The following is a 12,592-nucleotide window of genomic DNA, read 5'->3' as shown; positions in this document are numbered from 1 at the left end:
CACGATGTCGGGAGGTCACGCGCACGCGCACGGTGCAGGGCACGCGGATGCGTCGAGCACCGTGCGCATCGCCGTCGCGTTCGGCATCACCGCGGTGCTGCTGCTCGCCCAGATCGTCGGTTCGATCCTCACCGGCTCGCTCGCGCTGCTGGTCGACACCGTGCACATGCTCACGGATGTCGCGGGGCTCGGCGTCGCGCTGACGGCGCAGTGGCTGCTGCGGCGCCCGCCGAAGGGGCGCCGCACCTGGGGGCTCGTGCGCGTCGAGGTGCTCGCGGCCGCGGCGCAGGCTGCCGCGCTGCTGGTCGTGGCGCTCGTCGTGGTGATCGAGGGCGTGCGCCGGCTCGGCGAGCCGACCGACGTGCCGGGGCCGCTGCTGCTGGTGTTCGGCATCGTGGGACTCGCCGGCAACCTCGTCTCGCTCGCCGTGCTCGCCGGCGGCAGGGGAGCGAGCCTCAACATGCGCGCGGCGTTCCTCGAGGTGCTCAACGACGCGATCGGCTCGATCGCGGTGATCGCCGCGGCCGTCGCGATCTGGCTCTGGGGCTTCCAACAGGCCGACCTGATCGCGAGCGCGCTCGTGGCGGCGCTCATCGTGCCGCGCTCGATCGTGCTGCTGCGGGACACCGGACGCATCCTGCTCGAGTCGGCGCCGGAGGAGCTCGACCTCGACGACGTGCGAGCGCACCTGCTCGAGATCGAGCACGTCGTGGGCGTGCACGACCTGCACGCCTCGACGCTCGGCACCGGGCTGCACCAGCTGACGGCGCACGTGGTCGTCGAGCCGCGCTGCTTCGCAGACGGGCACGCGCCGCGCATCCTCGACGCCCTGCAGGAGTGCGCCGCCGAGCACTTCCCGCTCGCGCTCGAGCACGCGACCTTCCAGCTCGAGCCGCCCGGCCACGCGGCCCACGAGCCGCAGACGCACGCCTGACCGCCGCACCCACCCGCCTGGGCCCCGACCCTCGGCAGATGTGCGCCTGAGCGGTGGGTCGGCTGCATATCGCGCTCGACCACCCGCTCAGGCGTACAACTGCCGAAGCGCCCGGAGGATTTCAGCTTCTCAGCACTGCCGGCTGGATTATCCAACCGGAGGCTCCCAGCATCCGAGATCTTGCGGTGACGCGCGGGTCAGCAGGCCGGTTCGAGGCTCAGCAGTTGCGCTCGATCAGGTCCGCATACCAGCGGCACCCGGCCAGCCAGGTGTCGATGCGGATGCGCTCGTCGCGCGCGTGCAGGGTGAGCCGTTCCTCGCGGGTCATCTCGAACGGCGCGAAGCGGTAGACGCGGTCGGTGATGCGGTAGGCATGTCGCCCGTCGGTGCCGCCGAGCACCACGTACGGCACCGTCAGCACATCGGGCCGCGCCCGTGCGATCGCCGCCTCGATGGCGTCCCAGCCCGCACCCGCGGATGGGCTCTCGGGACTCGGCCCGTGCCCGTGCAGCACCTCGAGCTCGACCGCATCGTCGGCGATCGCGCGCCGCATGTGCGCGACGGTCTCCTCGACGCTCGAGCCCACAGCGATGCGCGCATTCACGAACGCGCTCGCCTCCTCGGCCAGCGCGTTCGCCGCCGCCGCCCCGCTCAGCTGCGTCACCACCGCCGTGGTCGCCAGCATCGCCCGCGTCTCGTCGCCGCGCGCAAGGATCCGCTCCACCAGCGGCCGCGCCCGTCGCACGTTGCGCAGCACCGCGCCCTGCGCGCCAGAGGCCTCGGCGCCCAGCAGCTCGAGCATCCGCAGCGCGGGCTCCGGCAGCGACCTCGGCCACCTCGCGAAGTCGAGCCGCCGGATCGCCCGCGCCAGCCGCGAGGTCGCCGGCAGCAGCGGCGGCGTCGACGCGTGCCCGCCCACCTGCGCCACGCGCATCCGCACGTTCACGAAGCCCTTCTCGGCGACGCCCACGACGGCCACGTCGCGCGTGACGCCCGCGATCGGAGGCTCGATGATCGCGCCGCCCTCGTCGAGCGCCCACGCCGGCCGCACGCCGCGGCGGTCGAGCTCGGCGATCGCCTCCGCGGCGCCCGTGCCCATCGTCTCCTCGTCGTGCCCGAACACGAGCCACACATCCCGCTGCGGCCGGAAGCCCGACTCGAGCAGCGCCTCGATCGCCACGCAGATGCCCACGAGCGAGCCCTTGTCGTCGAGCGTGCCGCGGCCCCAGATGTGCGTCTCGTCGCGGTGACCGGAGTAGGGCGGATGCGTCCACCCGGCATCCGAGTCAGGTTCGTCGGGGGCGGGCACGACATCCTGGTGCGCCATCAGCAGCGCCGGCGCACCCTGGCCCGATCCGGCCCAACGCGCCAACAGGGTGTCGCCGATCGTCTCGACCTCGAGGGCGGCGAACAGCCGCGAGAAGCGCTCCTCCAGCGCGGCGCGGAAGGCAGGCAGCTGCGACGGCTCCTCGGTGGGCACGCGGACGAGCGCGATCAGGTGGTCGAGAGCGTCATCGGCGATCTGCACGCGCGCAGGCTATCGTCGCGAGCGATGGGTGCGTGCGACGACGAACCAGCGGCGGGGCCGGCAGACGAAGCGATGCCCGAGCTCGATCACGATGCGCTGATCGCGCAGCTGCGGGCATCGGGCAGCGTGTTCGCCGAGGAGGAGCTCGCGGTGCTGCATGAGCACGCGGAGCGCGTCGGCCCTGACCTCCGTGGCGACGCGGCCGAGATCCTCGAGCTCCTGGTCGACCGGCGCGTGCACGGCGAGCGGATCGAGCACATCGTCGAGCGTGCGCAGTTCGCCGAGCTGAGCGTGCACGTCGACTTCGGCGTGTTCGTCCCGCGCAATCGCACGGTGTTGCTCGCGACGATCGTCGCCGACCACCTGCGTGCGCTGCGCGACGCGCACGGCACCGAAGGACCGCCGCGCCTGCTCGATTTCGGTTGCGGCTCGGGAGCCATCGCGGCGCTCGCGGCGCACCGGGTGCCGGGCATCGAGGTGGTCGCGGTCGATAGCGATCGGCGCGCCGTCGCGTGCGCCGAGCACAACCTTCCCCAAGCGCGGGTCGTGCGAGCGAGCAGCATCCTCGCGCTGGTCGCCGCCGATGCAACGGCCACTGGCGTCGCAGGCGCAGCCGCCGCTGCCGACGCGACCGAGCCGACCGCCACGAGCCGCATCAGCGCATCCGCCCCCTTCGACGTCATCGCGGCCAACCTGCCCTACGTGCCCACCTCGCAGCTGCAGCTGCTGCCGCACGGCACGCTCGAGTCGGAGCCGCTGACCGCGCTCGACGGCGGCGAGGACGGGCTCGAGCCGCTGGGCGAGCACGCGCTCTCGATGGGAGCGCTCCTGCGCACCGGCGGCATCCTCGTCACCGAGGTCGCACCGCACCAGATCGAGCGAGCCACCGAGATCCTCATGCTCTCCGGCTTCTCGAGCGTCGAGCTGCGCAGCGACGACGAGATCGGCGCGACCGCGCTCGTCGCAATGCGCTGACGCCCGTCCCGCCGCGCGCGTTACCGTGGAGGCCCCAGCAGCAAGGAGACGCCGTGCCCGTCGAGGACAACACCCGCGAGATCGAGTCGACCATCGTCACCGATCTCAGCGAGCGCATGACGTACGGCAGCTATCTGGGCCTCGACACGCTGCTCGACTCGCAGCATCCCAAGAGCCGCCCCGAGCACCACGACGAGCTGCTCTTCATCATCCAGCACCAGACGACAGAGCTGTGGCTGAAGCTCGTCATCCACGAGCTCGACGACGCCCGCGCGCTGCTCGCCGCCGACGACCTGGGCGCCGCGCTCAAGCGCATCGCGCGCGTCAAGCACATCCAGGAGGTGCTGACGCAGCAGTGGTCGGTGCTCGCCACGCTCACGCCCACCGAGTACGCGCAGTTCCGCGGCTCGCTCGCCAGCGCATCCGGGTTCCAGAGCGCGCAGTACCGCATGGTCGAGTTCGCGCTCGGCAACAAGCACGCTCGCATGCTGCAGGTCTTCGAGTCGAACCCGGCAGACCACGCAGCGCTCGAGGCCGAGCTGCACCGGCCCAGCCTGTACGACGAGTTCCTGCGGCACCTCGCCCGCCGCGGTCACGCCGTGCCGAGGGCGCTGCTCGAGCGCGACGTCACGAAGGCGCACGTCTACACCGAGGAGCTCGTTCCCGTCTTCCAGGCGATCTACGAGGATGCCGGCCGACCCGATGGCGGCGAGGACTGGCGTGCCTACGAGGCCTGCGAAGAGCTGGTCGACCTCGAGGACAACTTCCAGTTCTGGCGCTTCCGGCACCTCCGCACCGTCACGCGCACGATCGGGATGAAGCACGGCACCGGCGGCTCGAGCGGCGTCGACTTCCTCAAGCGCGCGCTCGAGCTCACGTTCTTCCCGGAGCTCTACGCCGTGCGCACGCGGATCAAGGAGTGAGCCTGCCGATCATCGCCCTCGTCGAGCGGGCGCGCATCGCGGGTCACTGGGTGTCGGATGCGGTGGTCGAGCTCAGCGAGACCGGCATGCGTCTGGTGCAGGAGGGCGCGACGCCGCAGCGGGTGCGCACGCGCATCCAGGGCGCTGTGCTGCCGCCCATCACGGACGCCCATGTGCACCTCGGGCTGACCGACGTGGGCCGTCGGGACCCGAGGCGCGGCGCATTCACCGCGCTCGGCCGCGTGCTGGATCTCGGCTGGGCACCGGGTGCGCTGCCGGCGATCGTGGACGCGGCGCGTGCCGCGCACCGCGGGCTCGACGTGCGCGTCGCCGGGCCGCTGCACACGGCGGTCGGCGGCTATCCGGCCCGCAGCGGCTGGGCACCGCCGGGTGCTGCCGCCGAGCTCGGCGACGCGACCGACGCGGCGCGCTCGATCCGCGCTCAGGCCGCCGCCGGCGCATCCGTCGTCAAGGTCGCCCTCAACGCAGAGGCCGGCCCGGTGCCCGACGACGCGCTGCTCGCCGCCATCGCGGCAGGGGCGCGCGATGCGGGCCTGCCGCTCGTGGCCCACGTGCAGGGCGCCGGGCAGGCGGCGCGGGCACTCGCGGCGGGCGTCGACGTGCTCGCGCACACGCCCTGGACGGAGCGGCTCGGCGACGACCTCATCCACGCGGCGGCCGCGAGCCAGACCTGGATCTCGACGCTCGCGATGCACGCCCGCAACGGCGACGAGCTCGCCTTCGCGCGCGCCACCGACAACCTGGCGCGCTTCGCTGCCAGCGGGGGAGCGGTCGCCTACGGCACCGACCTCGGCAACGGCATCGCCAGCTTCGACCTCGACCCGAATGAGCTCGCCGCCCTGCGGCAGGCGGGCATCGAGGGCAGCGCGCTCGTCGACGCGCTGCTGGCCGAGTGGCTGCTGCCACCTGGGCCGACGGTCACGAGCTGCTCGGCAGCGGTGCACGACGACGCATCGCTCATCGACAGCCTGCTCGGCCCGCCGCGGCACAGGCCTCGTCCGCGACCGATCAGCTGGTACGACCTGGAGGACGCATGACCACCGCCGACCGCAGCACCGCCGCCCTGGCCGCCGAGCTCGACGCCGCCGACCCGCTCGCCGCCCACACCAGCGCCTTCGTGCGCAGCGACGACGTCGTCGCCTACCTGGACGGCAACTCGCTCGGCCGCCCGCTCGCCGCGCTCCCAGAGCGCTTCGCCAGCTTCATCGCCGACGACTGGGGCACGCGCCTCATCCGCGCCTGGGACGAGCAGTGGATGCGTCGCCCCTACGCGCTGGGGGATCGCATCGGTGCGCTGGTGGGCGCTGCTGCGGGGCAGGCCTTCGTGGGCGACTCCACCACGGTGCTGCTGTACAAGCTGGTGCGGGCGGCCGTCGACGCGCAGCTCGCGGCGGACCCCGCGCGGCGCGAGATCGTCATCGATGACGACAACTTCCCGACCGATCGCTACATCGTCGAGGGCGTCGCCGCCGAGCGCGGCCTCGAGATCCGCTGGATCGCCGCAGACCCCGCGAGCGGCGTCACCCTCGAGCAGGTGGAGGCTGCGGTGAGCGAGCGCACGGCGCTCGTGCTGCTGAGCCACGTCGCCTACCGCTCCGGCTTCGTCGCCGACATGGCAGGCATCACCGCCACCGCCCACGCCGTGGGCGCCCTGGCGCTCTGGGATCTGTGCCACTCGGTGGGCGTCATCCCCGCGCAGCTCGACGCGTGCGGCGTCGACCTGGCGGTGGGGTGCACCTACAAGTACCTGAACGGCGGGCCCGGCTCGCCCGCCTTCGGCTACGTCGCCGAGCGGCTGCACGGGCAGCTCGCGCAGCCCATCCAGGGCTGGATGGGCGCGGCCGACGTCTTCGCGATGGGCCCGCGCTACGAACCGGCGGGCGACCTGCGCCGCTTCGTCAGCGGCACGCCGCCCGTGCTCGCGACCGTCGCCCTCGAGGCGATGCTCGAGCTGCTCGAGCAGGTCGGCATCGCCGCGGTGCGCGAGAAGTCGGTCGCGCTCACCGACTTCGCGGAGGCCGCGCTCGCCGAGCACGTGCTGCCGCACCGCGTCGACGGTCGGCACGCCGTGCTCGCCAGCCCTCCCGCCGGGCCGCACCGAGGCAGTCATCTGACGCTCACGCATCCGTCGTTCTCCGCCGTCAACGCGCGGCTCTGGGAGCAGGGCGTGATCGGCGACTTCCGCGCTCCCGACGGCATCCGCATCGGCCTCTCGCCGCTGTCGACGACATTCGCGGAGGTCGAGCTCGGCATCGCCGCGCTCGGCGAGGAGCTGCGGCGCGCGGCGTGATGCGCCCTTGGCTAGGCTCGTGGCGCGGGTCCACCCAGCCGCACGCAGCGCACGACGCCCACAAGGCACTCGAAAGGCAATGGAGCCAGCAATGACCGACGTTCCCTCCTACAAGCTCGACCCGGCCCCGCAGGGCGAGCGCACCTACACCGGCCCCACGCGCATCGAGCGCGACTCGCTCGGTGAGCTGCCCGTGCCTGCCGAGGCCTACTGGGGCATCCACACCGAGCGCGCGCTCAACAACTTCCCCATCACGGGCCGCTCCATCTCGGTCTACTCCGACCTCGTGAACGCGCTCGCGGTCGTCAAGCAGGCGTGCGCGCGCGCCAACAAGGAGATCGGCTCGCTCGACGCCGACAAGGCCGACCTCATCGACCACGTCTGCCGCCGCATCCGTGCTGGCGAGCTGCACGACCAGTTCAAGGTGGGCGTCATCCAGGGCGGCGCAGGCACCTCGACGAACATGAACACCAACGAGGTGATCGCCAACGCGGCCCTCGTCGAGCTCGGCCACCCCAAGGGCGCCTACGAGCACTTCAGCCCCATCGACGACGTCAACCGCTCGCAGTCGACGAACGACACGTACCCGACCTCGATCAAGGTCGCGATGGCGTTCACCCTGCGCCGCCTGCTCGACGAGCTGGCGAGGCTGACGGATGCGTTCGACGCGAAGGGCGTCGAGTTCCGGGATGTGCTCAAGGTCGGCCGCACGCAGCTGCAGGACGCGGTGCCGATGACGCTCGGCCAGGAGTTCCGCGGCTTCGCCGTCACGCTGCGTGAGGACTACGACCGGCTCGAGGAGACCATCAAGTGGCTCGCGGAGGTCAACCTCGGGGCCACCGCGATCGGCACCGGCATCACCGCCGACCCGCGCTACGCCGAGGCCGCCAGCAGGCACCTCGCCGAGCTCACGGGCCTTCCCATCGTCACGGCGAGCGACCTCATCGAGGCGACGAGCGACACCGGCGTGTTCATGACCCTCTCCGGCGCGCTCAAGCGCTGCGCCGTGAAGCTCTCGAAGATCTGCAACGACCTCCGCCTGCTCTCCTCCGGCCCGCAGGCCGGCTTCGGCGAGATCTCGCTGCCCGCGAAGCAGGCGGGCTCGTCGATCATGCCCGGCAAGGTCAACCCGGTCATCCCCGAGGTCGTGAACCAGGTCGCGTTCGCCGTCATCGGCTCGGATGCCACGGTCACCGCGGCCTCGGAGGCCGGCCAGCTGCAGCTCAACGCCTTCGAGCCGGTCATCACCCACCAGATCCTGCAGAGCCTGCACTGGATGACGCAGGCATGTCTGACGCTGCGCGTGAACTGCGTCGACGGCATCGAGGCCAACCATGAGCGCCTCGGCCTCATGGTCGGCAGCTCCGTCGGCGTCGTCACCGCGCTCACGCCCTACCTCGGCTACGCCGACTCGGCGAAGCTCGCGCACGAGGCGCTGATCGGGCACAAGTCGATCGCCGATCTGGTGGTCGAGAGCGGTCTGATGGAGCGCGAGCGGGTCGAGAAGCTGCTGCAGCCCGCCCGTCTGTCGGGCCTGGAGCCGGTGACGCAGGCGATCCCCGTGATCGTCCTCGACGACAAGGACTGAGCCAGCGCTCGCACCGATCCGCGTCGCGGTGCGGCGGGGGAGGCCGCTCCTCGATACGATCCCTGGGTGAGTGCCCCCGTCCAGCTGTCTCCCCTCGCCCGCAAGCGAGGCCCGAACGTCGGGTTCATCCTCGGCGTGATCGGCATCGTCGTGCTCGGGCTCGCCTCGTTCTACGTCATCTACATCCTCGACGGCGCCATCGGTGACTCGGCCCTCGTCGCCAGCTCCGGCCTCATGGCGCTGTTTCCGCTCGCGTTCGTCGTCTGGGCAGTGATGGCGATCGATCGCTGGGAGCCGGAGCCGCGCATCGCGCTGTGGTTCGCCGCGCTGTGGGGCGGCATCGCGGCGGTGCTGCTCACGCTCTGGCTGAACGAGAACGTGCTGGAGCCGCTGATCGTGCCGTTCCTGCAGTCGCAGGAGCAGTACGAGTTCTACGCCACGGTCATCCAGGCGCCCATCGTCGAGGAGCTGTGGAAGGCCATCCCGGTGGTCATCATGTTCCTGTTCTTCCGCAAGGCCTTCGACGGCCCGGTCGACGGGATCGTGTTCGCGGCGCTGTCGGCCGCGGGCTTCGCCTTCACCGAGAACATCCTCTACTTCGGCACGTCGATCAGCGAGAACGGCGACGGCTCCTTCATCTTCTTCATGCGCGGCATCATGAGCCCGCTCACGCACGCGATCTTCACCGCCGTCGGCATCGGGCTCGCGCTCGGCTTCGCCGCCAGGCTGCGCAGCCGGTGGTGGATCCTGCTGGCGTTCCCTGTCGGCCACCTGGTCTCGGCGCTGCTGCACGCGCTCTGGAACTCGGCCAGCTGGTGGGTGCCGGGCGGCACGGTCGGCTTCTTCGTCTACTACCTGGTGGTGCAGGTGCCGCTGTGCATCCTCGCCGCTGGGCTCGTGTGGCTGCTGCTGCGGCAGGAGATCAAGATCACGCGCGTGCGGCTGCACGACTACGGCCGCGCCGGATGGTTCAGCCATGAGGAGGTCGAGCGACTCTCCTCCGGTGACGGCCGCGCGGTGCTGCTCGACTGGGCGCGCCCGAAGGGGCTGCGCAAAGAGATGCAGCAGTACATCCAGACGGCCACGCGCTTGGCCAATCACCGGCAGCAGGCGCTCGTCGGGCGCGACAAGGCTCGCCACGTCGCCGACGAGGCAGGCCTGCTCGCCAAGCTCATGCACCTCCGACGAGCCATGGCCACGCGGGCGATCGGGCAGCCGGTGCAGATGCAGCAGGGCGCGCCCGTCGCCACCCTCGCGGGCGTGCGCGTGCAGCGCTTCGGCGACCTCGATCCGGCGTGGCCGCCGCGCCGCTGACGTCATCCCGCATCGCTCGCGATCGGCCACTCAGCGGCCGCGATACCTGGTAGTCTTGGCCGGTTGCCGTGAATCGGCCGCGGACAAAGAGCGCTTGTGCACTGTGCACAGGCACCGCGCTGCGAGGAGAGAGGGGCCCCACACATGAGCCTGAACGCAGAGATCAAGAAGGCCATCATCGAGGAGTACGCCACGCATGAGGGCGACACCGGGAGCCCCGAAGTGCAGATCGCGCTGATGTCGCGTCGCATCAAGGACCTCACGGAGCACCTGAAGGAGCACAAGCACGACCACCACTCGCGTCGTGGTCTGCTGCTGCTCGTCGGTCAGCGTCGCCGTCTGCTCGGCTACCTGTCGGACGTCGACATCGAGCGCTACCGCTCGCTGATCGAGCGCGTCGGCCTCCGCCGCTGACGCCTTCCCACGCGTTCCGGAAGGCCCGCCCCTGCAGGGGGCGGGCCTTCCTGCGTTTTCGGGGCGGCTGCTGGTAGCCTTTCCGAGGCCGCGTCTGCGGCCGTCGTGCGCCCCATTCGCGTTCCGCTCAGAGCTGGTCGTTGGTGGAGGGTGCCGAAGTCGCCTTCGACGCTCCCCACTGATGACCACTCCGCGCCGCGACTGGCGCACGACTGCACTGTCGTGCCCCCCGCTGGGCACAGGAGAGGAGTGACCTTCATGGAAGGTCCAGAGATCACATTCGCCGAAGCCGTCATCGACAACGGCCGCTTCGGCACCCGCACCGTCCGCTTCGAGACCGGCCGCCTCGCGCAGCAGGCTCAGGGCGCAGCGGTCGCCTACATCGACGAAGAGACCATGCTGCTGAGCGCCACGAGCGTCTCGAAGCACCCGAAGGACCACTTCGACTTCTTCCCGCTGACGGTCGACGTCGAGGAGCGCATGTACGCCGCGGGTCGCATCCCCGGCTCGTTCTTCCGCCGCGAGGGCCGCCCCTCGACCGACGCCATCCTCACCTGCCGCCTGATCGACCGGCCGCTGCGCCCGTCGTTCGTCGAGGGCATCCGCAACGAGGTCCAGGTCGTCATCACGGTGCTCGCCATCGAGCCCGACGAGATCTACGACGCGCTCGCGATCAACGCCGCGTCCATGTCGACGCAGCTCTCGGGCCTGCCGTTCGACGGCCCGATCGGCGGCGTGCGCGTCGCGCTCATCGACGGCCAGTGGGTCGCGTTCCCGAAGCACTCGCAGCTCGAGCAGGCCGTGTTCAACATGGTCGTCGCGGGCCGTGTCGTCACCGACGCCGCTGGCGTCGAGGATGTCGCGATCATGATGGTCGAGGCCGAGGCCACCGACAACTCGTGGCTGCTCATCGAGGCCGGCGCAGTGAAGCCGACCGAGGAGGTCGTCGCGCAGGGCCTCGAGGCATCGAAGCCGTTCATCAAGCAGCTCGTCGCCGCCCAGGCAGAGGTCGCCAAGACCGCCGCCAAGGAGACGCAGGAGTACCCGCTCTTCCCGCCGTACTCGGATGAGGCGCTGGATGCCGTCCGCGGCATCGCCAAGGACCGCCTGGCCGAGGTCTACAAGATCGCCGGCAAGATCGAGCGCCAGGATGCCGACGACACGCTCAAGGAGCAGGTCAAGCAGGAGATCAACGAGCGCGTCGAGCGCGGCGAGCTCTCCGCGAGCATCGCGGGCGACGTGTCGGGCGCCTACAAGGCGGTGACGAAGGAGGTCGTTCGCGGCCGCATCCTCTCGGACGGCGTGCGCATGGACGGCCGCGGCCTCGCCGACATCCGTCCGCTCGACGCCGAGGTCGCAGTCGTGCCGCGCGTGCACGGCTCCGCGATCTTCCAGCGCGGCGAGACGCAGATCATGGGCATCACGACGCTCAACATGCTCAAGCTCGAGCAGCAGATCGACTCGCTGAGCCCTGTCACGACGAAGCGCTACATGCACAACTACAACTTCCCGCCGTACTCGACTGGTGAGACGGGCCGCGTCGGCAGCCCGAAGCGCCGCGAGATCGGTCACGGCGCCCTGGCTGAGCGTGCGCTCATGCCGGTGCTGCCCAGCCGGGAGGACTTCCCCTACGCGATCCGTCAGGTCTCGGAGGCGCTCGGCTCGAACGGCTCGACGTCGATGGGCTCGGTCTGCGCCTCGACGCTCGCGCTGCTGAACGCTGGCGTGCCGCTCAAGGCTCCGGTCGCGGGCATCGCGATGGGTCTCGTCAGCGACACGGTCAACGGTGAGACCCGCTACGCGGCGCTCACCGACATCCTGGGCGCCGAGGACGCGCTCGGCGACATGGACTTCAAGGTCGCGGGCACGCCGGAGTACATCACGGCGATCCAGCTCGACACGAAGCTCTCTGGCCTGCCGGCCTCGGTGCTGACGGGTGCGCTGACGCAGGCGAAGGAGGCGCGCACGAAGATCCTCGAGGTCCTCAACGCCGCCATCGACGCCCCCGACGAGATGGCGCCCACCGCGCCTCGCGTCATCAGCGTGCAGATCCCGGTCGACAAGATCGGCGAGCTGATCGGCCCGAAGGGCAAGACGATCAACCAGATCCAGGACGACACGGGCGCCCAGATCTCGATCGAGGACTCGGGCGTCGTCTACATCGGTGCCGTCGACGGTCCTTCGGCGGAGGCCGCGCGCGCCGCGGTCAACGCGATCGCCAACCCCTCGAACCCGGAGCCTGGCGAGCGCTTCCTCGGCACGGTCGTGAAGATCGCGTCGTTCGGCGCGTTCATCTCGCTGATGCCGGGCCGCGATGGCCTGCTGCACGTGACGGCCATGCGCGCCCTCAACGGCGGCAAGCGCATCGAGGCCGTCGAGGATGTCGTCTCGGTCGGCCAGAAGATCCAGGTCGAGATCACCAAGATCGATGACCGTGGCAAGCTCTCGCTCGACGTCGTCGACGACAGCCAGCCGGCTCCAGCCGCCGCCGCTGCCGACGACGCGGAGTCGGCCGACTCGGCCGAGTAGCGCTTCGACGACGGATGCCCTCACCCTTCTGGGTGGGGGCATCCGTCGTCTGTGCCGGCTCGTCGGTCGAGGAGCG

10 protein-coding genes are annotated in these 12,592 nt (G+C 71.0%); 9 read left to right on the top strand and 1 reads right to left on the bottom strand.

Annotation, left to right across the window (positions count from 1 at the left end):
• Window positions 1–4 precede the first annotated feature (4 nt).
• Window positions 5–934 carry a cation diffusion facilitator family transporter gene (locus MKD51_RS11935; protein WP_240240521.1) on the top strand — a complete coding sequence of 310 codons (930 nt, stop codon included), beginning with the start codon at window positions 5–7 and terminating at the stop codon, window positions 932–934.
• 217 nt (window positions 935–1,151) lie between these two features.
• Here MKD51_RS11935 and MKD51_RS11930 read toward each other — a convergent pair whose 3' ends face one another.
• A complete protein-coding gene (locus MKD51_RS11930) occupies window positions 1,152–2,462 on the bottom strand; it encodes a M20/M25/M40 family metallo-hydrolase (protein ID WP_240240520.1) in 1,311 nt (436 codons plus the stop codon).
• A gap of 72 nt (window positions 2,463–2,534) precedes the next feature.
• Between MKD51_RS11930 and MKD51_RS11925 the strand changes: the two genes are divergently transcribed.
• From MKD51_RS11925 to MKD51_RS11890, 8 genes are all read left to right on the top strand, one after another.
• Window positions 2,535–3,437 carry a methyltransferase gene (locus tag MKD51_RS11925; RefSeq protein ID WP_240240519.1) on the top strand — a complete coding sequence of 301 codons (903 nt, stop codon included), beginning with the start codon at window positions 2,535–2,537 and terminating at the stop codon, window positions 3,435–3,437.
• A gap of 53 nt (window positions 3,438–3,490) precedes the next feature.
• The gene (locus MKD51_RS11920; protein ID WP_240240518.1) at window positions 3,491–4,360 is read left to right on the top strand and encodes a tryptophan 2,3-dioxygenase family protein; all 870 of its coding nucleotides are present in this window, start codon (window positions 3,491–3,493) and stop codon (window positions 4,358–4,360) included.
• Window positions 4,357–5,418 carry a hydrolase gene (locus tag MKD51_RS11915; protein WP_240240517.1) on the top strand — a complete coding sequence of 354 codons (1,062 nt, stop codon included), beginning with the start codon at window positions 4,357–4,359 and terminating at the stop codon, window positions 5,416–5,418. Before MKD51_RS11920 ends, MKD51_RS11915 begins: the two co-directional genes overlap by 4 nt.
• Complete coding sequence (locus MKD51_RS11910; RefSeq protein WP_240240516.1) at window positions 5,415–6,671, top strand: aminotransferase class V-fold PLP-dependent enzyme; 1,257 nt, start codon at window positions 5,415–5,417, stop codon at window positions 6,669–6,671. Before MKD51_RS11915 ends, MKD51_RS11910 begins: the two co-directional genes overlap by 4 nt.
• Before the next feature lie 91 nt (window positions 6,672–6,762).
• Entirely contained in the window at window positions 6,763–8,259 is a 1,497-nt protein-coding gene (locus tag MKD51_RS11905) for an aspartate ammonia-lyase (RefSeq protein ID WP_240240515.1), read from the top strand.
• Window positions 8,260–8,325: 66 nt separating this feature from the next.
• The gene (locus tag MKD51_RS11900) at window positions 8,326–9,573 is read left to right on the top strand and encodes a PrsW family intramembrane metalloprotease (protein WP_240240514.1); all 1,248 of its coding nucleotides are present in this window, start codon (window positions 8,326–8,328) and stop codon (window positions 9,571–9,573) included.
• A 144-nt stretch (window positions 9,574–9,717) separates the two neighbouring features.
• On the top strand, window positions 9,718–9,987 hold the full coding sequence (gene rpsO, locus MKD51_RS11895; RefSeq protein WP_240240513.1) for a 30S ribosomal protein S15: 270 nt from the start codon (window positions 9,718–9,720) through the stop codon (window positions 9,985–9,987).
• A 258-nt stretch (window positions 9,988–10,245) separates the two neighbouring features.
• Window positions 10,246–12,516: a polyribonucleotide nucleotidyltransferase gene (locus MKD51_RS11890; protein WP_240240512.1), complete on the top strand. Its 2,271-nt coding sequence runs from the start codon at window positions 10,246–10,248 to the stop codon at window positions 12,514–12,516.
• The last annotated feature ends 76 nt before the right edge of the window (window positions 12,517–12,592 follow it).

Source organism: Agrococcus sp. ARC_14, assembly GCF_022436485.1.
In the GTDB taxonomy this organism is placed as follows: Bacteria; Actinomycetota; Actinomycetes; order Actinomycetales; family Microbacteriaceae; genus Agrococcus.
Note: the sequence above shows the minus strand (reverse complement) of the source record. Positions and strands in the feature narration are given on the sequence as shown.